19 protein-coding genes are annotated in these 21,449 nt (G+C 71.8%); 8 read left to right on the top strand and 11 right to left on the bottom strand.

Going from position 1 to position 21,449, the window contains the following annotated elements:
* Positions 1 to 20: 20 nt before the first annotated feature.
* Both ACZ4VA_RS13815 and ACZ4VA_RS13810 read right to left on the bottom strand, forming a co-directional pair.
* Positions 21 to 1,715 carry a peptide-N4-asparagine amidase gene (locus ACZ4VA_RS13815; protein WP_468081346.1) on the bottom strand — a complete coding sequence of 565 codons (1,695 nt, stop codon included), beginning with the start codon at positions 1,713 to 1,715 and terminating at the stop codon, positions 21 to 23.
* Positions 1,716 to 1,824: 109 nt separating this feature from the next.
* Positions 1,825 to 2,550 (bottom strand): hypothetical protein, encoded by a 726-nt coding sequence (locus tag ACZ4VA_RS13810; RefSeq protein ID WP_468081494.1) that lies wholly within the window; start codon positions 2,548 to 2,550, stop codon positions 1,825 to 1,827.
* Positions 2,551 to 2,886: 336 nt separating this feature from the next.
* Between ACZ4VA_RS13810 and ACZ4VA_RS13805 the strand changes: the two genes are divergently transcribed.
* The 4 genes from ACZ4VA_RS13805 (at position 2,887) to ACZ4VA_RS13790 (ending at position 7,634) form a co-directional block, all read left to right on the top strand.
* Entirely contained in the window at positions 2,887 to 4,737 is a 1,851-nt protein-coding gene (locus tag ACZ4VA_RS13805) for an ABC transporter transmembrane domain-containing protein (RefSeq protein WP_468081344.1), read from the top strand.
* Positions 4,734 to 6,515: an ABC transporter ATP-binding protein gene (locus ACZ4VA_RS13800; protein WP_468081342.1), complete on the top strand. Its 1,782-nt coding sequence runs from the start codon at positions 4,734 to 4,736 to the stop codon at positions 6,513 to 6,515. The genes ACZ4VA_RS13805 and ACZ4VA_RS13800 overlap by 4 nt, the downstream gene beginning before the upstream one ends.
* A 336-nt stretch (positions 6,516 to 6,851) precedes the next feature.
* Entirely contained in the window at positions 6,852 to 7,322 is a 471-nt protein-coding gene (locus ACZ4VA_RS13795) for a DUF5709 domain-containing protein (protein WP_355792930.1), read from the top strand.
* A 42-nt stretch (positions 7,323 to 7,364) separates the two neighbouring features.
* Positions 7,365 to 7,634, top strand: coding sequence for a type B 50S ribosomal protein L31 (locus ACZ4VA_RS13790; RefSeq protein ID WP_355792928.1), 270 nt, complete (start codon positions 7,365 to 7,367; stop codon positions 7,632 to 7,634).
* A 608-nt stretch (positions 7,635 to 8,242) separates the two neighbouring features.
* Here the strand turns inward: ACZ4VA_RS13790 and ACZ4VA_RS13785 are convergent.
* A complete protein-coding gene (locus ACZ4VA_RS13785; protein WP_356164456.1) occupies positions 8,243 to 9,037 on the bottom strand; it encodes a metal-dependent hydrolase in 795 nt (264 codons plus the stop codon).
* A 145-nt stretch (positions 9,038 to 9,182) separates the two neighbouring features.
* Here ACZ4VA_RS13785 and ACZ4VA_RS13780 point away from each other — a divergent pair, with 145 nt between their 5' ends.
* A complete protein-coding gene (locus ACZ4VA_RS13780) occupies positions 9,183 to 11,696 on the top strand; it encodes a DEAD/DEAH box helicase (RefSeq protein WP_355779739.1) in 2,514 nt (837 codons plus the stop codon).
* Positions 11,697 to 11,715: 19 nt separating this feature from the next.
* The gene (locus tag ACZ4VA_RS13775) at positions 11,716 to 12,582 is read left to right on the top strand and encodes an acyl-CoA thioesterase (protein ID WP_468081338.1); all 867 of its coding nucleotides are present in this window, start codon (positions 11,716 to 11,718) and stop codon (positions 12,580 to 12,582) included.
* A 79-nt stretch (positions 12,583 to 12,661) separates the two neighbouring features.
* On the opposite strand, the gene ACZ4VA_RS13770 is transcribed toward ACZ4VA_RS13775, so the two are convergent.
* The 7 genes from ACZ4VA_RS13770 to ACZ4VA_RS13740 form a co-directional block, all read right to left on the bottom strand.
* Positions 12,662 to 13,621 carry a DUF6397 family protein gene (locus ACZ4VA_RS13770; protein ID WP_356164458.1) on the bottom strand — a complete coding sequence of 320 codons (960 nt, stop codon included), beginning with the start codon at positions 13,619 to 13,621 and terminating at the stop codon, positions 12,662 to 12,664.
* A gap of 123 nt (positions 13,622 to 13,744) precedes the next feature.
* Positions 13,745 to 14,158 (bottom strand): roadblock/LC7 domain-containing protein, encoded by a 414-nt coding sequence (locus ACZ4VA_RS13765; protein WP_356164460.1) that lies wholly within the window; start codon positions 14,156 to 14,158, stop codon positions 13,745 to 13,747.
* A gap of 110 nt (positions 14,159 to 14,268) precedes the next feature.
* Positions 14,269 to 14,874, bottom strand: a complete 606-nt coding sequence (locus tag ACZ4VA_RS13760; RefSeq protein WP_355779749.1) for a GTP-binding protein — start codon at positions 14,872 to 14,874, stop codon at positions 14,269 to 14,271.
* 196 nt (positions 14,875 to 15,070) lie between these two features.
* Entirely contained in the window at positions 15,071 to 15,481 is a 411-nt protein-coding gene (locus tag ACZ4VA_RS13755) for a DUF742 domain-containing protein (protein WP_355779751.1), read from the bottom strand.
* An 18-nt stretch (positions 15,482 to 15,499) separates the two neighbouring features.
* Complete coding sequence (locus tag ACZ4VA_RS13750; RefSeq protein ID WP_356164463.1) at positions 15,500 to 15,937, bottom strand: roadblock/LC7 domain-containing protein; 438 nt, start codon at positions 15,935 to 15,937, stop codon at positions 15,500 to 15,502.
* Positions 15,934 to 18,465, bottom strand: a complete 2,532-nt coding sequence (locus ACZ4VA_RS13745) for a sensor histidine kinase (RefSeq protein WP_356164652.1) — start codon at positions 18,463 to 18,465, stop codon at positions 15,934 to 15,936. Before ACZ4VA_RS13745 ends, ACZ4VA_RS13750 begins: the two co-directional genes overlap by 4 nt.
* 66 nt (positions 18,466 to 18,531) lie before the next feature.
* A complete protein-coding gene (locus ACZ4VA_RS13740) occupies positions 18,532 to 19,305 on the bottom strand; it encodes an MHYT domain-containing protein (protein WP_356164465.1) in 774 nt (257 codons plus the stop codon).
* Positions 19,306 to 19,457: 152 nt separating this feature from the next.
* Between ACZ4VA_RS13740 and ACZ4VA_RS13735 the strand changes: the two genes are divergently transcribed.
* Positions 19,458 to 20,057, top strand: a complete 600-nt coding sequence (locus ACZ4VA_RS13735) for a class I SAM-dependent methyltransferase (protein ID WP_356164467.1) — start codon at positions 19,458 to 19,460, stop codon at positions 20,055 to 20,057.
* Between the two features lie 3 nt (positions 20,058 to 20,060).
* On the opposite strand, the gene ACZ4VA_RS13730 is transcribed toward ACZ4VA_RS13735, so the two are convergent.
* Complete coding sequence (locus ACZ4VA_RS13730; protein ID WP_468081333.1) at positions 20,061 to 20,948, bottom strand: oxygenase MpaB family protein; 888 nt, start codon at positions 20,946 to 20,948, stop codon at positions 20,061 to 20,063.
* A 148-nt stretch (positions 20,949 to 21,096) separates the two neighbouring features.
* Between ACZ4VA_RS13730 and ACZ4VA_RS13725 the strand changes: the two genes are divergently transcribed.
* Positions 21,097 to 21,402 carry a hypothetical protein gene (locus ACZ4VA_RS13725; RefSeq protein ID WP_388904787.1) on the top strand — a complete coding sequence of 102 codons (306 nt, stop codon included), beginning with the start codon at positions 21,097 to 21,099 and terminating at the stop codon, positions 21,400 to 21,402.
* The last annotated feature ends 47 nt before the right edge of the window (positions 21,403 to 21,449 follow it).

The raw sequence follows: 21,449 nt of genomic DNA, 5'->3' as shown, positions 1-21,449 counted from the left end.
GGCGCGACGCGGTCGGTGGGTCAGCAGCGGCTCCGGTCCTCAACGAGCGTCCCCTGCACGGTGACCAGGCTGCGGTCGTGACACCGTGCCGAGCCGTACAGCCGGTACCGCTCCTTCGTCGTGGCGACCGCGTGCCGCTGGTCGCGCGGGACGTTCGCGGTGTACGTGCCGTCGCCCGTGTAGGTGTCGTCCGACCGGGACCACGCGGTACGCCGACCCCCGCGCGACTCGTCCACCGCAACCCGGTCTCCAAGGGTCAGGACCGTCCGTAGCCGGTCGCCTTCGCCGAGCGTCGTGGTGCCGTCCATCGTGTACGTGCGGTGGGTCCGCGTGACCGACGCGGGTCCGCGCCCGTCGACGGTGACCTTCTCCTCGTCCGTCCAGGTGGCCGTGAGCGCGTCCGTGTTCTCGCCGTCGGTCCAGCGGTGCACGGAGGTGTTGGCCAGGGTGCGGCCGACGGTCGTCGTGACCCGGCCGTGCGAGGTGTCCACGTATCCGGCGACGGTCAGCCGGTGGCCGCCCTCGGTGTCGAGACGCTGCTCCGAACCGGGCGTGTGGACCGAGGAGTTGGCCATGTCGCCCGCCGCGACCTCGGTGAGCGCGCCGGACACGTGGGCCCGCTTCGCGTCCTGCCACACCAGTACGTCGACCGGGGTGCTCCAGCCGCTCTGCCCCTCGGGGACGCCGGCCACCGAGACGTCCACCCGGTGCGGTCGGCCGTCGTTGAGGAGCCCGGCGAACGGAGTCAGGTCGTACTCGATCGGCTTGATGTCGAAGGCGCGCGGTCCCGGTATCACGTACCAGAGGAAGGGGTTGGACCAGCCGCCGGTCCACACGGTCGGGAACGGAGCCGCGATCCCGGCGAGCCGGCCGTCCACCTCGATCCGCACCTCGCGGTACGGGCCGTCGGCCGCCTTGCAGGAGTACGGCGCCGCGTCGGGCACCGTCAGGTACCAGTACTCCTCACAGCCGCCGCCCGAGCCGGTGGCGTACACCTCGGCGACGATCCGCTCGCTGTTGCGGGGCGTGGTGAGCATGCCGTTCTCGAGGGTCAGGACCCGGTCCGGAACGGATGCGGGGCGGGCGGAGGCGGCGGAACCCGCGAGCGCGCCGGAAGCGGCCGGCCGCGCGGACTTCTCGGCCGCGTAGAAGGTCAGCGTGACGTCGACGTCGATGACCCCGGTGTACGTGTCGTCGACCACGTTGCCGATGAGCATCTCCACGTCGCCCGCGTGCCGGAACGTGTCGCTGTAGCGCGTCACGTCCTTCTCGACGGACCACTCGATGCCGTCGGGCGAGGGTTCCGGGGTCGAGGTGCGGAAGATCTCGACCCCGCCCACGTGCAGATAGCCGAGACGGTCGAACTGCCGCCCCTTGACCTTGCCTTCGAGCCTCAGCACGACCTTGCTCCAGCTGTCACCGCAGCCCGTCACCGGCGTGTAGGTGCCGCGATACGGCGTGAAGTCACGGAACTGCGCCTTGGCGACGGTGACCCGGCAGGACTTGGTGGCGGGCTTCGTGACGGGCGGGGCGGCGGTCAGCGGATCGTGCCAGTCGGTGCCGAACTCGGCGGGCGGCTCGACGGATCCGGCTGCCGCCGCGGGACGGGCGGCGCCGTCGGCCGCGGGGACGGCCGGAGCGGGGGTCGCTCCAAGAAGGGTGCCCGCCGTGAGGATCACTCCGGCGAGCATGGACATGATGACCGGTCTTCTCATGTGCGGTGTTCTACGGGGGAGGCGGCCCCGCCCGCAACGAGAACCGAGGACTTGTCCGAGTACCCCTTCTTCTCCCCCGGCGTCCCTGCGTCCTGATCCGCCGCCTGGACTACGCCTTCAGGTCCGCCTTGTCCCCCATCACCACCACGGGGTGCTGATCCGGGTCGAGAGTGCGCAGCAGGTACCGCATCCCGGACTTGGACAGACTCACACAGGCCGACGTGCCGCTCCCGTGGTCCATGTGCAGCCAGATGCTGCCGCCCTTGGACTGGCCCTCGGGCCGCGTCGGGTCGCTCGGTGAGGTGCCCTTGACGCGGTTGTAGTCGATGGCGATGACGTAGTCGAAGTCGTGCCAGTGCGACTCGGCCCAGTAGTGCGGCGCCTGGAAGGAGGCGGACCGGGTGTACGGAAGCCGGGCACCCGGGTCGGCGAGCACCCCGCCCGCGTCGCTGAGGGTGAACACGCCGACGGGGCTTCGCTTGTCGCCCTCGTGGTGGTCCGTGGTCCAGCCCTTCTTGCCGTTGTGCCCCTTCCACGCGCGGGTCCGGTCCCACGTGGAACCGTGCTTCGTGTAGAGGACGACAGTGGAGTCGGCCGAGTCCTTGCTCTCGCCGTAGACCGCGACGACCTGGCGGGAGCCGGCGGGGATCTTCTCCTGCAGTCGGTCCCCGACGCCGGGGATGCGCTTCAGGTCGACGGTGCGTGCCTCGGCCCGGCCGGCCTTGCCCCCGGAGGCGCCGTCGCCCTCCGCCCCGCCGTCGGCGCCCGAACCGCCGCATGCCGAGAGGGACATCAGGAGAACACCGCAGGCCGCCACAGCGACCCCCGCACGCATCGAACCGTTCGCACCGCCTGTTTGCATGCGGTCCATCGTCGCACCACGATCCCGACCGCCGCCTGCGGCCCCCTCACTTCCCGGTCAAACAGGGGCGGTCCGGGCCGATTCTTTGCCCCGCGGTGAAAAACCGTTTGCTTCCGACCACGCTCCGACGCGAACCTTTCACGGTTTGTTGCCGGCTTTTCGCGTGCGGTCCACGCCGGCCGCCGCGCGGTCCGGCACCGGCCGCGGCTACCGGTGCCGCAGGTCGTGGACCGGTTCGGACCCGGTCCGCCGGCCCGTCAGCCCTTGCCCACGCGACCGTCCACCCCTGACACGAGCCTCTGGGACGTCATGCAGATTCAAGACCTTCCGTTTCCCGACCCGGGAGTGCCGGACGCACGCTCGGGTCCCAGATTCCTGTGGTGGCTCGGCCGCAATCAGCTGGGCGGACAGTTCAAGGCCCTCCTCTGGGGTCTGCTGCACTTCGTCGCGGTCTCGGGACTGCCCTTCTGCGTCGGTCTCGCGGTCCAGGCCGTCGTCGACCGCTCCGGCACCCGGCTGGCCGTCTCCGGCGGGCTGATGGTCCTGTGCGGCGTGGCCATCGCGCTGGGCGACACGATGCTGCACCGCGCCGCGGTCACCAACTGGATCATCGCGGCGGCGCGCGTCCAGCAGCTGCTGGCCCGCAAGACGGCCCAGCTGGGCTCGGCGCTCACCCAGCGCGTCGCGGCCGGCGAGGTGGTCGCCGTCTCCACCGGCGACGTCGAGAAGATCGGCTGGTTCGTCGAGGCCCTGTCACGGTTCGCGGCTGCCGCCCTCACGGTGGTGCTGGTCTGCGTCGGTCTCGTCGTCTACCAGCCCGCCCTCGGTGTCGTCGTCGCCGTCGGCGTGCCGGTGCTGGCCCTCGCCGTGCTGCCTCTCCTGCCGCCCGTCACCCGTCGCGCCGATCACCAGCGCGAGAAGGCGGGACGCGCCACCGAACTGGCCTCCGACACGGTCGCCGGACTGCGGGTGCTGCGCGGCATCGGCGGCGAGGAACTCTTCCTCGACCGCTACCGCCGGGCCTCCCAGGACGTCCGGCGGGCCGCCGTGCGCAGCGCCAGGATGTGGGCGCTGATCTCGGCCATCCAGGTACTGCTGCCGGGTCTGCTGCTCATCGCGGTCGTCTGGCACGGGGTGCATCTGGCCCGCGACGGCCGGATCACGGTCGGCGAACTCGTCACGGTGTACAGCGCGGTCATGCTCCTCACCTATCCTCTGCGGCACTTCGAGGAGATCGCCATGGCGTACTCCTTCTCCCGGCCCTCAGCCAAGCGAGCCGCCCGCGTGCTGGCCCTGGAGCGGATCACCGACACCGCCGGGACGCGCGACGGCGACGTCCCGGGCGGAGATCTGTACGACCCGGCGACCGGTCTGCTCGCACCCTCCGGACGCTTCACGGCCGTGGTCTGCGGCGACCCCGACGCGGCGGGCGTCCTGGCCGAACGGCTCGGCGGCCACGCGTCGGGCGAGGAGACCACCGTCTCCGTACTGCTCGGCGGGGTGCCGCTGGACGAGTTGCCCCTCGACTCCGCCCGGACGGCCGTCCTGGTCCAGGACAAGGACCCGGTACTCCTGTCGGGATCGCTGCGCGACCTGCTCGACGTGCCGTCGTCCGGCGGGGTGAGCGCCGCCGACGCGCTCGCGGCGGCCCAGTGCGGCGACGTCCTGGACGCGCTCGCCCAGAGCTCGGTGAACGCGCAGGACCCCATGGACGCGCGGATCACCGAGCGCGGCCGGTCCCTGTCGGGCGGCCAGCGCCAGCGCCTCGCCCTGGCCCGGTCGCTGATCACGGACCCCGAGGTCCTGGTCCTGGACGAGCCCACGTCCGCGGTGGACTCGCACACCGAGGCCCGCGTCGCCGACGGTGTCCGCTCCCTGCGCGCGGGCCGTACGACGGTCGTGTTCACCTCCTCGCCCCTTCTCCTGGACCGGGCCGACCGGGTCGCGCTGGTGGACGGCGGCGAGGTCGTCGCGGTCGGCGTGCACCGCGAACTGGTGCACAGCGAGCCCCGGTACCGCGCCGTGGTGACCCGGGAGACCGACGACGAGACCGCCCCCGGCGGCACTCCCGGGACCGGCGCCGTACCCGGGATCGGCTCACTGGAAGCACACGGCATCGACGCGATCGACACCTTGGAAGAGATCGAGGAGACCGCATGATCGGCGTGGCGCCACCGGCGTACGACCCGGCGGCCCCGACGACGGCGAACACGCTGCCCGTCGGAGCCCCCGCGACCGTCCGCGCCTACGTGGCCGAACTCTTCCGCCGGCACCGCCGGGCCTTCCTGCTGCTCGTCACGGTGAACACCATCGCCGTCGTGGCCTCGATGGCCGGGCCCTACCTGTTGGGCTCGGTCGTCGAGAAGGTCTCGGACCACGCACGGGAACTCCACCTGGAACGCACCGCCGCCCTGTTCGTCCTCGCCCTCGTCGTCCAGGCCGTGTTCGTGCACCAGGTGCGCCTGCGAGGAGCCGTGCTGGGCGAGCGGATGCTGGCCGATCTGCGCGAGGACTTCCTCGTGCGGTCGGTGGGACTGCCCCCGGGCGTCCTGGAACGCGCGGGCACGGGCGACCTGCTGTCCCGGATCACCACGGACATCGACCGCCTGGCCAACGCGATGCGCGAAGCCGTGCCCCAGCTCGCCATCGGCGTGGTGTGGGTCGCGCTGCTGCTCGGCGGACTCGCCGTGACCGCGCCGCCGCTCGCGCCCGCGGTGCTCCTCGCCGTCCCCCTCCTGGTGTTCGGCTGCCGCTGGTACTTCAAGCGGGCGCCCGCCGCCTACCGCTCGGAGGCCGCCGGCTACGCCGCCGTCGCGGCCGTCCTCGCCGAGACCGTGGACGCCGGCCGCACCATCGAGGCCCACCGGCTCGGTGGGCGCCGCATCGACCTGTCCGACCGCCGGGTCAGGGAATGGACCGCCTGGGAGCGCTACACCCTGTGGCTGCGCTCGGTGCTGTTCCCGGTCATCAACATCACCCATGTCACGGTCCTCTGCTCGGTCCTGATGATCGGCGGTGTCTTCGTCCTCCAGGGCTGGATCGGGGTCGGCCAGCTCACGACGGGTGCGCTCATCGCCCAGATGCTCGTCGACCCGGTCGGGCTGATCCTGCGGTGGTACGACGAGCTCCAGGTCGCCCAGGTGTCGCTGGCCCGGCTGGTCGGCGTACGGGACATCGAGCCCGACGAGGGCGATCCGGCGGTCGTCCCCGACGGGCGCGACGTCCACGCGGACCGCGTCCACTTCGGCTACCGCCCCGGCGTCGACGTCCTGCGCGAGGTCTCCCTCCAGGTCGCTCCGGGCACCCGGCTCGCCCTGGTCGGCCCGTCCGGCGCCGGGAAGTCCACGCTCGGCCGACTCCTCGCCGGGATCTACGCACCCCGGGACGGCAGCATCACCCTGGGCGGCGCCGAACTGTCCCGCATGCCCGCCGAGCAGGTGCGCTCCCACGTCGCCCTGGTCAACCAGGAACACCACGTCTTCGTCGGCTCCCTGCGGGACAACCTGTTGCTCGCCCGTACCGGTGCCGACGACGCCGAGCTCTGGGCTGCCCTCGGCGCGGTCGACGCGGACGGATGGGCACGGGCACTGGACGACGGCCTGGACACCGAGGTCGGCTCCGGCGGGCTCGCGCTCACCCCGGCGCAGGCACAGCAGATCGCGCTCGCCCGGCTGGTGCTGGCGGACCCGCACACGCTGGTCCTGGACGAGGCCACCTCGCTCCTCGACCCGCGCGCGGCCCGTCACCTGGAACGGTCCCTGGCCCGTGTCCTCGAGGGCCGCACCGTCGTCGCCATCGCCCACCGGCTGCACACCGCCCACGACGCCGACGTCATCGCCGTCGTCGAGAACGGCCGCATCAGCGAGCTGGGCAGCCACGACCAGTTGGTCACCGCGAACGGCGCCTACGCGGCCCTCTGGCGGTCCTGGCACGGGTGAGCCGGGAGCTCGGAGGAGTCGGGCCCAGGGGTGGAGCGGCAGGAGTTCCCGGGCGGCCGCCTCCCCGGTCGGCACCTGCCGGAGCCGGTGCGTCCCGGTGGCGCGGCGCTCCGGCGGGCGGCCGACCCCGCCTTCCCACCGCCCGGCCGAAGCCCGCGACCGAGTACGTCCCGTTGCGCGGTGTCGAATGTGGGTGGAAGGCTGGAAACTGGCACCGGCTCGGGGAGTGCCCCTGAACCACCCGGTTCGCGAGGGGCGCGGTCTGTGCCGTGCGGTCCCCGCCTCCGCCGTGAGGTACGGCGGTACCGGATCCGCCCCCACCACCTGGAGGTACCCGTGGACAGCGCCGACGGATGGGGAGACGACGTCTACCAGCCCGACGGATCCGAGGTGCAGGACGACGCGGGGCTGCTCGACGCCGAGGACACCCTGGAGAGCGACGGCGTGGACGACCCTCTGGACCGGGGCTGGTCGCCGCCCGAACGGCCCTGGGCGGTCGAGCACTCCGGAGTCACCGCCGAGGAACGCCGGCTCGGCGAGACCCTCGACCAGCGCCTCGCCGAGGAGCTGCCCGACCTCGCGGTGGACGACGGCGACGGGATCGGGGACTCCGACGACACCGACGGCGAGCCACTGGACAACGAGGTGGGCGCCGCCCGCTCCGGCCGCCTGGTCGCACCCGACGAGGGTGCGCACGAGGACGAGGAGAGCGGGCTGATCGCCACCGACGTGGGGATCGACGGCGCCGCGGCCTCGGCCGAGGAGGCCGCGATGCACGTGGTCGACGAGGAGACCCTGCCCGGCTGAGACCCCCGTCCCTGCCCCATCCGCCCCAAGCAAGGAGCAGCCATGCAGCAGGACAAGCAGCCCGACTACCACCCCGTCGTCTTCCGCGACCGCGCCGCCGGTTACGCCTTCCTCACCCGGTCCACGGCGAACAGCGACCAGACCATCGACTGGGACGACGGGAAGACCTACCCGGTCGTGGACGTGGAGATCTCCTCGGAGAGCCACCCCTTCTACACCGGCAAGGCTCGGACGGTGGACACGGAGGGCCGCGTGGCCGCGTTCGAGCGCCGGTACGGAAGCGCCGCGTCCGGCCTGGACGACGCGGGCTGAGACTCCCCTGAGCGGGGCCCGGCCGACGGGATCGGTGCCACGACAGGGCCGGAACTTGCGGCCCTGGCGTCGGACGGGCCGGGCAGAGCGTCCGACCTGGACGCCACGACTCGGCGAGCTTGCCGCCGGCCCCACGGGCCCGTCTCCCCGGTCGGGTCGGCACGAACGTGTGACCGGGGCGGCCGGGCCCTCCGCACGGCAGAGCCCGCACAGGTGCGGGGGCGGTTTTCCAGGTCCGCCCCCGGGGCGTCGCATCTCCGATGCCGCGTGCGGTACCGCAGGTGCACCGCCGCAGCAGGGCCTTACCCAGCGCGAGGGCGACACCGCAGGGCGGACCTCACTGCGGAGCCTCTCCGGCCTCGGAGCCGGCCGCGTCAGCCCGACTCGGCGGCGGCCCCTGTCCCAGCGCGGGGCCGGCCACCCGAGTGCCACTCCGCAGCCGAGCGCTTCCGAGCCTGGGGCCGCCCGCGTGAGCCCGGACCCGCCACGACCCCCGTCCCAGCGCAGGGCCGGCCGCGCAAGTGAAACCCGACGGCCGAGCCCATCCGGAGGCAGAGCCCGCACTGCATGTCCGGAGAGTACGCACGGCCGGTCCGCGCGGACGTGGCTCAGATGAAGTTCAGCGCCGCCGCGCAGCCCACCCCGCCGAGCAGCATGAACGCGGGCATCAGCACCTTCAGCTCGACCCAGCTGCCGGCCCGGAACCGCATGACCTTCGGCGGTCCGATCGGGTACCAGCGCTTGCGGCCGATCGGGATGGGCCACAGGATCGGGCAGCCCGAGACCGTCAGCGCGTCCCCGATGTCGTGCACCAGCGCGCCAAGGACGATGGGCAGCCCCAGCCACAGGTACTCCTGGCCGGGCGCGGTGAACAGCCAGTCGGCGCCGTTGCCCGGCTTGTCCAGGACTCCCGCCAGGATCCAGGCACTGGTCGCGGCCAGCAGCCAGACCAGGACGTCGCTGCTGGACCCGCGGGCCGCCCGCCACAGCAGACCCTCGATGGCCAGCACCAGGTGCACGAACAGGATCGCCAGAACCGTCCAGCGCCCCCCGGTGATCGCGGCCACCGAGGTCCCCGCGCCGATCGTCACGGCCCAGAGCCAGGTGTGCGTCAGTGTGCGGTGGCCGCCGGAGCGACGCGGGTCGCCCTGCTTGCGAGTCGACTTGTAGACGGCGTAGGACAGCTTGTCGACGATCTCGCACAGGCCCCGCGAGATGGGTCCGAAGGCCCGCGAGATGGTGGCCGCCTTGTGGTCCAGGTCGGGTGCGAGCGCGGCACCGGCGCAGATCAGGGCGCCGACCAGGAGGACCGGCCAGGGCATGGTGTGACCGGCCGCTGCCGCCGCCGCCCCGACGCCCAGCCAGGCCGCGGCCCCCGACAGTGAGTGTGCTGGTCCCATCATGGCCGTACCCCGCCCCATTCCTGCAGTGTCGCTGTCGAGTTGTTCGCACGCGCTGACGCTTCGTCGGCGCCACAGCGTAACGTTCGCGATCTTCGTACGGGCATCCGATTCCCTCATCAGGCCCGATCACAGGCAAGATGGGGGCGTGACCCTTATCGATCAGCTGCCGCAGACCGCCGACCCGGACGCCCTCTACGAAGCCTTCGAGTCGTGGGCCGGGGAACGCGGCCTCACGCTCTACCCTCACCAGGAGGAGGCGCTGATCGAGGTGGTCTCGGGTGCGAACGTGATCGTCTCGACGCCCACCGGTTCGGGCAAGAGCATGATCGCGGCGGCGGCGCACTTCGCGGCGCTGGCCCGGGACGAGGTCACCTTCTACACGGCTCCGATCAAGGCGCTCGTCTCGGAGAAGTTCTTCGAGCTGTGCAAGATCTTCGGCACCGAGAACGTCGGCATGCTCACCGGCGACGCCTCCGTGAACGCGGACGCCCCCGTGATCTGCTGCACCGCCGAGGTGCTGGCCTCCATCGCGCTGCGTGACGGCAAGCACGCCGACGTCGGCCAGGTCGTGATGGACGAGTTCCACTTCTACGCGGAGGGCGACCGCGGCTGGGCCTGGCAGATCCCGATCCTGGAACTTCCGCAGGCCCAGTTCATCCTGATGTCGGCGACCCTCGGTGACGTCTCGATGTTCGAGAAGGACCTCACCCGGCGCACCGGCCGCCCCACCGCGGTGGTCCGCTCGGCGACCCGTCCCGTACCGCTCTCCTACGAGTACGTGCTGACCCCTCTGACGGAGACGCTCACCGAGCTGCTGGCGACCAAGCAGGCTCCCGTCTACATCGTGCACTTCACCCAGGCGCAGGCCGTGGAGCGGGCTCAGGCCCTGATGAGCATCAACATGTGCACGCGGGAGGAGAAGGACCAGATCGCCGAGCTGATCGGCAACTTCCGCTTCACCACGAAGTTCGGCCGCAACCTCTCCCGGTACGTCCGGCACGGCATCGGCGTGCACCACGCCGGCATGCTGCCCAAGTACCGCCGCCTCGTGGAGAAGCTGGCCCAGGCCGGTCTGCTGAAGGTCATCTGCGGCACGGACACGCTCGGGGTCGGCGTCAACGTCCCCATCCGCACCGTGCTGTTCACCGCGCTGGCCAAGTACGACGGCACCCGGGTGCGGACCCTGCGCGCCCGTGAGTTCCACCAGATCGCGGGGCGTGCCGGCCGGGCCGGGTTCGACACGGCGGGCTTCGTCGTGGCGCAGGCGCCCGAGCACGTCATCGAGAACGAGAAGGCTCTCGCCAAGGCGGGCGACGACCCCAAGAAGCGCCGCAAGGTGGTCCGCAAGAAGGCGCCGGAGGGCTTCGTCGGCTGGACGGAGAACACCTTCGAGAAGCTCATCTCCTCCGAGCCCGAGCCCCTCACCTCCCGCTTCCGGGTGACACACACGATGCTGCTGTCGGTGATCGCCCGCCCCGGGAACGCCTTCGAGGCGATGCGGCATCTGCTGGAGGACAACCACGAGCCGCGCAAGCAGCAGCTGCGGCACATCCGGCGGGCCATCGCCATCTACCGCTCGCTGCTGGACGGCGGCGTCGTGGAGAAGCTCGACGAGCCGGACGCCGAGGGCCGCATCGTGCGCCTCACCGTGGACCTGCAGCAGGACTTCGCCCTCAACCAGCCCCTGTCGACGTTCGCCCTCGCCTCCTTCGAACTGCTCGACCCGGAGTCCCCGTCGTACGCCCTCGACATGGTGTCCGTCGTGGAGTCCACGCTGGACGATCCCCGGCAGATCCTCGCGGCCCAGCAGAACAAGGCACGCGGTGAGGCCGTGGCGGCGATGAAGTCGGACGGCGTCGAGTACGAGGAGCGCATGGAGCGGCTCCAGGACGTGTCCTACCCCAAGCCGTTGGAGGAGCTGCTCTTCCACGCGTACGACACCTACCGCAAGAGCCACCCCTGGGTCGGCGACCATCCGCTGTCGCCGAAGTCCGTCATCCGCGACATGTACGAACGGGCCATGACCTTCACCGAGTTCGTCTCCTTCTACGAACTCGCGCGCACCGAGGGGATCGTGCTGCGCTACCTCGCCAGCGCTTACAAGGCCCTTGACCACACCGTCCCGGACGACCTCAAGTCCGAGGACCTGGAGGACCTGATCGCCTGGCTCGGCGAGATGGTGCGCCAGGTCGACTCCAGCCTGCTCGACGAGTGGGAGCAGCTCGCGAACCCCGAGGTGATGACGGCCGAGGAGGCGCAGGAGAAGGCGGACCAGGTCAAACCCGTCACCTCGAACGCGCGGGCCTTCCGCGTCCTCGTCCGCAACGCCATGTTCCGGCGGGTCGAGCTGGCCGCCCTGGACCAGCTCACGGAGCTCGGCGAGATGGACGCCGAATCCGGCTGGGACGCGGACGCCTGGGGCGAGGCCATGGACAAGTACTGGGACGAGTACGACGACCTGGGCACCGGTCCCGACGCCCGCGGCCCCAAGCTGCTGCAGATCACGGAGGAGCCGCAGCACGGCCTGTGGCGAGTCCGGCAGACCTTCGCCGACCCGAACGGCGACCACGACTGGGGCATCAGCGCGGAGGTGGACCTCGCGGCGTCCGACGCGGAGGGCCGCGCCATCGTCCGGGTCACCGACGTCGGCCAGCTCTGAGCACAGGAGAATCCCTCTCATGACGAACCCAGCCGAGAGCCTCGTCGCCCTGCTCGACCTGGAGCAGATCGAGGTGAACATCTTCCGCGGGCGGAGCCCGCAGGAGTCCTTGCAGCGGGTCTTCGGGGGCCAGGTGGCGGGCCAGGCGCTGGTCGCCGCCGGGCGTACCACCGAGGGCGACCGGCCGGTGCACTCGCTGCACGCGTACTTCCTGCGTCCGGGCCGTCCCGGCGTGCCGATCGTGTACCAGGTGGAGCGGGTCCGCGACGGCCGGTCGTTCACCACCCGGCGGGTCACGGCCGTGCAGCAGGGCCGCACGATCTTCAATCTGACCGCCTCCTTTCACAAGCCTGAGGAAGGGAGCTTCGAGCACCAGCTGCCGCCGGCCCGCAAGGTGCCGGACCCCGAGTCCCTGCCGACGGTGACGCAGGAGATCGAGGAGCACCTCGGGGCGCTGCCCGACACCCTGGAGCGCATGGCGCGGCGCCAGCCGTTCGACATCCGGTACGTCGACCGGCTGCGGTGGACCGCCGAGGAGACCAAGGACGCGGAGCCCCGCAGCGCCGTGTGGATGCGTGCGGTCGGACCTCTCGGGGACGATCCGCTCGTCCACACCTGCGCGCTGACCTATGCGAGCGACATGACCCTCCTGGACGCGGTACGCATCCCGGTGGAACCGCTCTGGGGTCCCCGCGGCTTCGACATGGCCTCCCTCGACCACGCGATGTGGTTCCACCGTCCGTTCCGTGCCGACGAGTGGTTCCTGTACGACCAGGAGTCACCGATCGCGACGGGCGGGCGCGGGCTGGCCCGCGGGCGCATCTACGACGTGGAGGGACGCCTGCTCGTATCCGTCGTGCAGGAAGGGCTCTTTCGCGCGCTGTGAGGACGCGAAAGTCCTTGCAGGACATCCGCGTCGCACGATGACGGGGTGACCCGGAACCGGGCGAAGCCGGCGCGGGCCGTCACGGGTTTCTGCGACGCAGCCACCCGAACACGCGTGATCGCTCGGACAGTTCACGTGGGCGCTCCGGCGCCCGGCCCGTGTGGTCGCCGACTGTCGCCCCGGAGGGCCGCGTGGCCGCCGGCGCCGAGTCCCTCGGCACCGGTCGCGGGGCGGGACGCGTCTCCCGGGCGTGAGTGATCGCCTGCGCCAGGTCGGCTTCGAGCCAGGCGATCTCGTCGGGGTCCTCCGCCGTCATGATCCTCGCGGTGACCTGTGCGGCCGGGGAGTCCGGCGTCGTCCGGTCGGCCCGGTCGGGACGCAGGCGGTTCAAGTAGGCGCGCTCGTAGGGGTCCTGCACGACGTGTGCGACGTGCGCCGGGTCGAGAAGCGACGCCACGATCGCCGCCTGCGCCCAGGGGTCCTCCGTACCGCGCAGCAGGAAGCCCCTGTGCCGTCCCCGCCAGTTCCGTGGGCGCAGGTCGAGCCCCTCGTCGAGTTGACCGCGCAGCCCCTCGGGGATCCGGCCGCTCAGCAGGCTGGCGCTTTCCGTCCCGGCGGCGAACTGGCTGAGTTCCTGGGCCAGGTAGAGCCAGACCACGGCCCTGTAGCGGTTGAGGTAGAACGTGACCGGCACGACCAGCCCCAGACGCGCGAGTCGGGTGAACCTGGCGGTCGTCACGCCCAGGAGTGCCGCGCCTTCCTTGGTGCCCACGGTCCTGACCCGCTCCTGCAGGGCTTCGGCCCAGCCCTCCGCCGCGCGGATGCGGTCGATCTCCGCCCGGGTCACCCGGCGGGCTCCCCCTCCCCCGTCGTCCGGGACGGTCCGGACGCAGCCGAGGTGTACTGCGAGGTCGAACTCGCGGCGTTTGAGGCCCAGTTCCCGAGCCGCGCGGCTCTGCGAGAGCGAGGGGAGGCGCTCCCCCGCGTCGAGCAAGGCGGCGTTGGCCGTGGCGGGCTGCGTGATGGTGGTGCCGGACATGCGGTTCTCCCCCGTGCGGTGCTCGCGCCGGTGTGCGCTCGCTTCGAGAAAAACCGTAGCCGGATCGCCGGATCGTGCGGGGAGCCTGTGGACAACCTGGCCCGAAATCGGTGTCTTCGCAGGTCAGAGGTCCAAGTTCGAGCTGTGCTCCGGCTGCCGGGCGGCGACGCGAAGATGCTCGCCGACGCGGTTCACGAGCAGTGTCATCTCGTAGGCGACCTGGCCGATGTCGGCCTCGGCGGCGCTGAACACGCACAGGCAGCTGCCGTCGCCGGCCGCGGTGACGAAGAGCACCGCGTCGTCGAACTCGATCATCGTCTGGCGCACCTGGCCCGCGCCGAAGTGGCGCCCCGATCCCCTGGCGAGACTGTGCAGGCCTGACGCGACGGCGGCGAGATGTTCGGCGTCCTCCCGCCGCAGCCCCGTGCTCGCGCCCGTCACCAGCCCGTCGTTCGACAGGACCAGGGCGTGCCGCACGTGATCGACACGCTCGGTCAGATCGTCCAGCAGCCAACCGAGTCCGGTGTTCTGCGCCATGTGCCGCTCTCCCCGTGTCGTCTCTCCTCCCGGCCGGAGGATCGGACAGGCCAGCCTTCCCCACAGCCGCCACACGGGCAAGCCGGAAGGACGGGCGAGCCGCCGCGGAGTCAGCCGACCGAGTCGAGAAGCCTCGCGGTGTGCACCCGCCCCGCGTGCTCGACGAGACGGATCAGCACCTCCTTGCCCGAGTCGCGGTCGCGGGCGTCGCAGAGCACCACCGGCGTACCGCTGTCGAGGTCCAGTGCGCGGCACACGTCCTCCGCGCCGTGGGCACGAGCCCCCGCGAAGCAGTTGACGGCCACCACGAACGGGATGTGCCGGTGCTCGAAGTAGTCCACGGCCGGGAAGCAGTCCTCCAGCCGACGGGTGTCCGCCAGGACGACGGCCCCCAGGGCGCCCTGCGACAACTCGTCCCAGAGGAACCAGAACCGGTCCTGTCCCGGGGTTCCGAAGAGGTAGAGCGAGAGTCCGGACCTGATGGTGATGCGTCCGAAGTCCATGGCGACGGTGGTCGTGACCTTGTGGTCGACGCCGTCGGTGTCGTCCACCGACTGGCCCGCCTCGCTCAGCAGTTCCTCGGTGCGCAGCGGTCTGATCTCACTGACCGCGCCGACCAGGGTGGTCTTGCCCACGCCGAACCCGCCGGCTACCAGGATCTTCAACGCCAGGGCGGCCGTCTCGCCCGCGGTGGCGTCGGAGTGCTCGGAGACCATCGATCACTTCTCTCGGGAGTGCCGGCAACGGTCGACGTCAGTACATCTGTGCGGACTCAGCATCATGACAACCGCAGCTCCTCTGCGAGGTGGTTGCTTCGCTATGGGACGTATCCGATCGAACCGGGTGTCTTGCGTGCCGGTTTGTGCGCACGGGGCCTGCCGCGACCGGTCACGGGCGGTCCGGTTCCGTGCGCTACAGCGCCTTCAGTCCCTCGATGACCTCCCGCAGGATGCGCTCGTCGGGCAACTGCGCGGGCGGGACCGGGAGACTGACCGTGACGCGTCCCGACTCCAGGAGGTCTCCCAGAAGCACCCGCACCACACCCACCGGCAGGTCGGCTCCGGCGGACAGTTCGGCGACCGACTGCGTCTCGGGGCGGCACAGTTCGATCAGGGTGCGGTGCTCCGGACCGAGCGCGCTGTCGTCGGCCCGGGGTGCGGCCGGGTCGAGCGTGACGAGTGCGATCAGGTCCAGGCGCACTCCGCTGGGGCCGGACGTCGTGCGGCCCCCTGTCATCGCGTAGGGGCGGACCAGGGGTCCGGCCTCGCTGTCGTACCACTGGCTGCCCGACTGCCGAGGGGTGCCTGGCGTGTCCTGGGTCATCTGCGCGTGCCGCCCCGGTCATCCGCCGACGGGCGGTCGCGCGGCGACGCGGGGGGCCGTGTACAGGTGCTCGCCGACTCGCTTGACCAACCGCGCCATCTCGTAGGCGACCAGACCGATGTCGGCGGTGACGGCGGTGAGGAGGGCGAGGCAGGAGCCGTCGCCGGCTGCGGCCACGAAGAGGAAACCCTCGTCCATCTCGACCATGGTCTGGCGCACGCCTCCGGCCCCGAAGTGGCGGCCGGCCCCCTTGGCCAGGCTGTGGAAGCCGGAGGCGACGGCGGCCAGGTGTTCCGCGTCCTCGCGTCGCAGGTCCGTCGACGAGCCCACCGCCAGTCCGTCATTGGACAGCACCACCGCGTGCCGCACTTCCGCGACGCGCAGCACCAGGTCGTCCAGCAACCAGTCCAGTTCACCCTTGTGCCGGCCGGCTCTCATGGTCGGATCCTCGATCATGCGGGGTCTCCTTCGCTGCTGTCCCTGTCCGCTGCGGCAGTCAGGTGGCTGCCGAGGCCGGGCGACCTGCCGCCGCCACGTGCCCAGCCGTCGCGGTACGCGGCCATCCGGTCCCGTACCTGCTCGGGGGTGCGTTCGTGTTCGCCCGCCCTGTCCGGCGTCCGCGCCGTCTCCTCGGGGCGCTGTTCGCGCAGTTGCGGGGCGAGGTTCGCCTGCCGCACCCGCCGCGGGAGGTCGTCGGACGCTTCGGGCTCGTCCGGGGGCCGGTGCAGGCGCAAGGTGGTGACTCCGGGGGGCGGGCTCTCGGACGAACCGTTCGTGCGACGTTCGGCGGCAGCGTGCACGGGCGCCGGAGCGGGCAGCTCGGTCGCCGAGTGGACGGGGTCCTCCTGCCGAGCGGTCACCACGCGCGCGTACTCGTGGTCCGCGGACTGTTCGCGGCCGGCGCCGAGGGAACGTTCCGCCGCCCCGCCCTGGAGCAGGTCCGTGGGCAGCAGGACGACCGCGGTCGTGCCGCCGTACGGCGAGGTGCGCAGGTGCACCTTGATGCCGTGGCGTGCCGCGAGCCTGCTGACCACGAACAGGCCGAGCCGGTCGCTGTCGAAGAGATCGAGTGCCTCGGACTGCTCGATACGGCGGTTGGCCTCGGCGAGTGTCTCCTTTCCCATGCCGAGGCCGCGGTCCTCCACCTCCACCGCGTAGCCGTTGCCCACCGGTTCCCCGGTGATCCGCACGCGCGTGTGGGGCGGTGAGAACTGCGCCGCGTTCTCCACGACCTCGGCCAGGAGGTGGGTGAGGTCGGCCACCGCGGCGCCGACGATCGCCGTCTCCGACAGTTGGCGCACCTCCACGCGCGCGTAGTCCTCCACCTCCGAGACGGCGGCGCGCACCACGTCGGTCAGTGAGACGGGCCGGCGCCAGGCCCGGCCGGGTGCGGCCCCGGAGAGGATGATCAGGCTCTCGGCGTGCCGCCGCATCCGGGTGGTGAGGTGATCGAGGCGGAACAGGTCGCTCAGCTCGTCGGGGTCGTCCGATCTGCGCTCCATGCTGTCGAGCAGGTTCAGCTGTCGGTGGACGAGCACCTGGCTGCGGCGAGCGAGATTGACGAAGACTCCGCTGATGCCGCTGGCGAGTTCGGCGCGTTCCACCGCGGCCCGCAGGGCGGCACGGTGCACGATGCCGAGTGCCTCGGCGACCTGCCCGGTCTCGTCCTCGGCCGGCGGCCCGCCAGGCGCCTCCGCACGGACGTCGATCTCCTCACCCGCGCGCAGTCGGCGCATGGCGTGCGGGAGTTTGCGCCGGGCGATCTCCAGGGCGTCGTTGCGGAGGCTGACGAGCTCGACCACGAGGCCACGCCCGATGCGTACGGAGATGACGAGCGAGGCGGCGACGGCGGCGAGGCCGAGCAGCACCGCCGCGCCTGCCGGGGTGAGCAGGCCGCGCCTGAACGGGTCCGCACGGTCCGCGACTCCGCGGCCCGCGTCGGACTCGATGGACCGCATTTCGTCCTGCACGCGTACGTGTGCCGCGTTCCAGCTTGTCACCGGTGCGGCGTCGATCCCCTTCGCGCCGGACCGGGCGACCAGCACCTTGTCCTCGGTGGCACGCAGGTCGGCGTAGGCGCCGCCCTGGGCGAGCCTCTGCCAGGCCGCCCGCTCGGAGCCGCTCAGGTCTGCGACGGCGGACTCGGTGAGCGCGCGGCGGGTGTCCACGGCTCCGGTGAACAGCCGCAGTCGCTCTCCGTCGAGCGTGCCCGCCAGCCGGGCACTGGACAGCACGGCGTCCTCCTGGGCCAGCGCCTCTCCCGCCTGGCTGAATTCGAGCAGCACGCGCGCGTCGGATCCCAGGCCCGCGTCCTGGACCCCGGTGAGCGCGCCGCCCACGGCGAAGGCCGTCGAGATGGTCTTCGTGTACCGCCCGTACACCTCGTCCCAGCCGGCACGGCGCTCCAGCAGCGCGCCGCGCAGGGACCGCAGTTCCTCGGCGCCCGCGACGAAGGTCTCCAGCCGCTCGGCCACGCCGGTGGGAAGGTCGGCGCCGTCGGCGACGGTGTTGCGGTCGCCCAGTCGCAGTTCCGCCACGGCTCGGTCGGTCCGGCCGGCCGACTTCTTGAGCGTGCTGGTCTGTTCGGCGGACGGGTCGGTGGCGTAGCGGACGGCGGCGGCGCGTTCGGACTGGAGCGCGGCGACGGCGGCGTCGACCGGGGCCCGGACCGTCGAGTCCACCCGCTGCAACTGCCGCAGGCGGGCCACGTCCTGAGCGGTCGTCACGGTGGCGTAGGCCCACAGGGCCAGTAGGGAGATCACGGGCACCATGAGCAGGCACACGATCTTCGCGCGGACGGTGCGGGGCCGCACGTGCCAGCGGTCCCGGCGGGCGGGCGGCGCCGCCGACGGCCCCTCGGTGACGGCGTCGTCGAGGTCGGAACGCTCGTCGGCCGGCGGGCCGGCGTGTGCGCGGCGCCCGCGTGCCTGCGGTTGTGGCGGCGGCTCGGCGCCGCCCCTGGGGGTCCTGCCGGGAGTACGCATGGCCTCCTCGCTCGGAAGTGGTTCGGAAGGTGCGGTCACGGACCCTCCTGGGCCGGTGGCCGTCCCCTAGGAGGCGACGGGCTCGACGGGACGCTGGGCCGACGCGGATGCCTCCCGCTCGTCGGCCGTGGGCGACAGGGCGACGAACGCCGAGGTCAGGAAGAGGTAGGACCCGAGGCCGACGGCCAGGGGGAAGATGAACTGCATCACCGTGGCCCCGGGCAGGACCTCACCGGAAGGGGTGACGCGCACGCTGACCGCGATCATCCCGGTGTAGTGCATGCTGCTCACCGCCCCTCCCATGACGAGGGACGCCGCCGCCACCGCCACCGGCGACTTGATGTTGAGCGCCGCCCACAGGGCCGCTGTCGCCGCCACCACGGCGATGACCACGGAGAGCCCCACGAGCACGGGGTCGTAGGTCACCGCGCCGTGCAGCCGCAGCGCCGCCATGCCCAGGTAGTGCATGCTCGCCACGCCCACCCCGGTGGTGAGTCCGCCCAGCACGAGCGCGCGGCCCCTGTCGCGGCCGTAGCCGACGGCGAAGACACCGGCGCCGACCACGACCATGGCGACGACGAGGCTGAGGATCGTCATCGGCACGTCGTAGCGGATCTCGGTCCCGCCGACACCGAAGCCGAGCATCGCCACGAAATGCATCGTCCAGATTCCGGTGCCGATCGCCGACGCGGCGGTGAGCAGCCAGTTCCGGCGTGAGCGTCCGGTCGCGCCCAGCGCGCGGACGGTGCAGCGCAGCCCGAGGGCGGCGCCGATGCAGGCCATCACGTACGACAGCACGGGGGTCAGCCAGCCGAAGGTGGCGTGGTCCAGGTGTCCCATGGCAGAGGGACGCTAGACCCGCCAGGGGCGCATGAAGGGGGCGCATTTCGAAAGGTGTTGCAATATGACGCGGAGAGGCCTCAGGACGACCGTATGGCGCTCGAACGTGTGCACCGCGTCGTCCTTCGTGTCGGTGAGGGATCATGCGCAGCATGAGCGACGACCACACACACGTCCAGGAATTCTTCACGGCGCGGGCGGCGGACTGGGACGCCCGCTTCCCCGACGACGGACCCGCCTACGCGGCCGCCGTGGCCGAGCTCGGGCTGCGCGAGGGCGGCCGGGTGCTCGACGCGGGATGCGGCACCGGGCGCGCGCTGCCCCCGCTCCGGGCGGCCGTGGGTGCGTCCGGAGTCGTCATCGGGGCCGATCTGACGCCCGCGATGCTGACGGCGGCCGTACGGGCCGGGCGGGACCGGGACGGATGCCTGCTGCTCGCCGACGTCACCGCTCTGCCCGTGCGCACGGAGTCCCTGGACGCCGTGTTCGGGGCCGGCCTGGTCTCGCATCTCCCGGATCCCGTCGAGAACCTGCGAGAACTGGCCCGAGTCGTGCGGCCCGGCGGGCTACTGGCGCTCTTCCACCCCATCGGGCGGGCGGCCCTCGCCGCGCGCCAGGGACGGCAGATCACCCCCGACGACCTGCGCGCCGAAGGCAACCTGCGCTCGCTGCTGGCCGGTTCGGGCTGGCGCATGACGTCGTACGTCGACGAGGACGCCCGGTTCCTGGCGCTGGCCGTACGCCCGCGATAGCTGTCAGGCAGTCCCCGAGTGGCGGACGGGGCAACCCCGGAGACCGGGGACCGGCCGGGTGCCGAGTTCCGCCACACGGTAGCCGTCCGGGTAGCTCTTGATCTCCCAGTTCTGCCGTGCGTAGTGCGGAGCGCGGCGCGGCGGCATCAGGCGGACCAAGCGGCCACGCGCGCGTACCGCGCGACGGACCAACGCGCGTGTGGCGCCGCTCGGCGGCTCGTACCGGAAGGCGCGCAGCAGGGAGTCGTCGAGCAGCGCCAGCGTGGCGGTGCGCAACGCGGGCGCCAGCGGGCGCGGGTACCAGGACGTCATGAGGTCGAGGGTCGCGTCGGAGACCCGGCGCGCGCTCTCGTCCCAGCCGAAGTGGGTCTCCTCGTACGCGTCGAGGCAGGACTCGAACTCCTCGTAGGTCTCCGGGATGTCCCTGATGCCCATGTGCCGCCCCAGGGTGCGGTAGTGGACGGTGGAGGCGATGACCTCGTGGCGCGACATCCTGCGCCACCCGTAGGCGTCGATCCACCGCTTGGGCATCACCACGAACGTGCACAGGACGTAGCGCATGTCCTCGTTGCCGATGTCGTAGCTCCGGTGCATCTGGTTGATCCGCCGAATCGCCGTACGGCCCTCGACGGCGTCGAAACCGTGCTCCACGACGGTGTCCAAAAGAAGCGCGGTGTCGTCGTAGCGTTTCTGCGCACGGTCCGTGAGCTCCGCCGTCTCGGCGAGCAGGCGCCCGATGGAGGGAACGGCGTAGGTGCGGTAGAGAGCCAGCTCCAGCGCGCGCGTGAAGTCCCAGGGGAACTCGTAGACCGCGCTCAAGCGGTAGATCTCCAGCGATTCCTCGTACGGATCCATGCGCCGGATCCGTTCGAGCCGCTCGTAGCGCTTCATCCGGGTCTCCCCCTTCTGCCACCGGGCCGCCAACTCTACGGTGAGTAGCAGCAGATGGACGATCAGCTACAGATCGACGAAGGCGGCCGGGCCGCCGTCCTCGAAGCCATGGTGCATCGCACCGGGGGAAGGTGGGCCGATGTCCGACTTGTTCGGCAGGATGCGCAGGCTCTGGAGCCAAGGCCCCTCGGAGCGCGACGAGAGCCGGGAAACGGGGAAACAGCGGCCCGCGAAGCGCGCGCACAATCTCTTCGAGGCGGCCGCGGCCTATGTGGCGGCCTGCGCCGACGACGACCAGGACCGGATCGACGAGGCCGCGGCCTGGGTGTCGCCGGAGGCGCTGTCGTTCGGGGTGAGCGAACTCGCCTGTCGCGCCGTCATCGCACTGGCGCGCGAACGGGACGAGTCGCCGCGGACGGTGGCACGGTCCCTCCTGGGGCTGCCGGCGGCCTGATCCCGAGCACCCGGCGGTCGATTCGCCCCTTTCCAGCCGGATAACTG

Source organism: Streptomyces sp. NPDC028308 (genome assembly GCF_055565855.1).
The sequence above is the reverse complement of the archived record's forward strand: the minus strand, read 5'-3'. Positions and strand labels throughout refer to the sequence as shown.

Bases quoted from the DNA above. Each gene is read 5' to 3' on its own strand.
- ACZ4VA_RS13815 (WP_468081346.1), bottom strand. From the start codon at position 1,715: ATGAGAAGACCGGTCATCATGTCCATGCTCGCCGGAGTGATCCTCACG.
- ACZ4VA_RS13810 (WP_468081494.1), bottom strand. From the start codon at position 2,550: ATGCGTGCGGGGGTCGCTGTGGCGGCCTGCGGTGTTCTCCTGATGTCC.
- ACZ4VA_RS13805 (WP_468081344.1), top strand. From the start codon at position 2,887: ATGCAGATTCAAGACCTTCCGTTTCCCGACCCGGGAGTGCCGGACGCA.
- ACZ4VA_RS13800 (WP_468081342.1), top strand. From the start codon at position 4,734: ATGATCGGCGTGGCGCCACCGGCGTACGACCCGGCGGCCCCGACGACG.
- ACZ4VA_RS13790 (WP_355792928.1), top strand. From the start codon at position 7,365: ATGCAGCAGGACAAGCAGCCCGACTACCACCCCGTCGTCTTCCGCGAC.
- ACZ4VA_RS13785 (WP_356164456.1), bottom strand. From the start codon at position 9,037: ATGATGGGACCAGCACACTCACTGTCGGGGGCCGCGGCCTGGCTGGGC.
- ACZ4VA_RS13775 (WP_468081338.1), top strand. From the start codon at position 11,716: ATGACGAACCCAGCCGAGAGCCTCGTCGCCCTGCTCGACCTGGAGCAG.
- ACZ4VA_RS13770 (WP_356164458.1), bottom strand. From the start codon at position 13,621: ATGTCCGGCACCACCATCACGCAGCCCGCCACGGCCAACGCCGCCTTG.
- ACZ4VA_RS13765 (WP_356164460.1), bottom strand. From the start codon at position 14,158: ATGGCGCAGAACACCGGACTCGGTTGGCTGCTGGACGATCTGACCGAG.
- ACZ4VA_RS13760 (WP_355779749.1), bottom strand. From the start codon at position 14,874: ATGGTCTCCGAGCACTCCGACGCCACCGCGGGCGAGACGGCCGCCCTG.
- ACZ4VA_RS13755 (WP_355779751.1), bottom strand. From the start codon at position 15,481: ATGACCCAGGACACGCCAGGCACCCCTCGGCAGTCGGGCAGCCAGTGG.
- ACZ4VA_RS13750 (WP_356164463.1), bottom strand. From the start codon at position 15,937: ATGATCGAGGATCCGACCATGAGAGCCGGCCGGCACAAGGGTGAACTG.
- ACZ4VA_RS13745 (WP_356164652.1), bottom strand. From the start codon at position 18,465: ATGCGTACTCCCGGCAGGACCCCCAGGGGCGGCGCCGAGCCGCCGCCA.
- ACZ4VA_RS13740 (WP_356164465.1), bottom strand. From the start codon at position 19,305: ATGGGACACCTGGACCACGCCACCTTCGGCTGGCTGACCCCCGTGCTG.
- ACZ4VA_RS13735 (WP_356164467.1), top strand. From the start codon at position 19,458: ATGAGCGACGACCACACACACGTCCAGGAATTCTTCACGGCGCGGGCG.
- ACZ4VA_RS13730 (WP_468081333.1), bottom strand. From the start codon at position 20,948: ATGAAGCGCTACGAGCGGCTCGAACGGATCCGGCGCATGGATCCGTAC.